The sequence below is a fragment of the Pauljensenia sp. UMB6358 genome (assembly GCF_030216865.1).
Taxonomy (GTDB): Bacteria; Actinomycetota; Actinomycetes; order Actinomycetales; family Actinomycetaceae; genus Pauljensenia; species Pauljensenia turicensis_A.
On record NZ_JASOMS010000207.1, the window covers coordinates 1 to 256 of the forward strand.

At 56.6% G+C, this 256-nt stretch carries 1 pseudogene; it reads left to right on the forward strand.

From position 1 onward, the window contains the following. Positions 1-49 precede the first annotated feature (49 nt). Positions 50-256 (forward strand): annotated as a pseudogene (locus QP381_RS09205) (xylulokinase); the annotation flags it as partial.

The following is a 256-nucleotide window of genomic DNA, read 5'->3' on the forward strand; positions in this document are numbered from 1 at the left end:
AGGGTGGGTCGGTACCGTCACGGATAAACGCGCGGTGGATTTGAGTGCCATGATTGCAACCGTTGTCGGTGCGGACCCCTCGCGCTACCACTACTTTGCTGAGCTGGAGACGGCAGGTAAGTGCCTGGAGTGGGTGAAGGACCATCTGGCCCTCGACGAAATTAACGTCTACCTGGATAAGCACAGTGTATGCGAGGGGATGGAGGCTCGTTTCCGCAGCCTGTATGACTACATGTCGGAAGTCATTTCCCGCAGT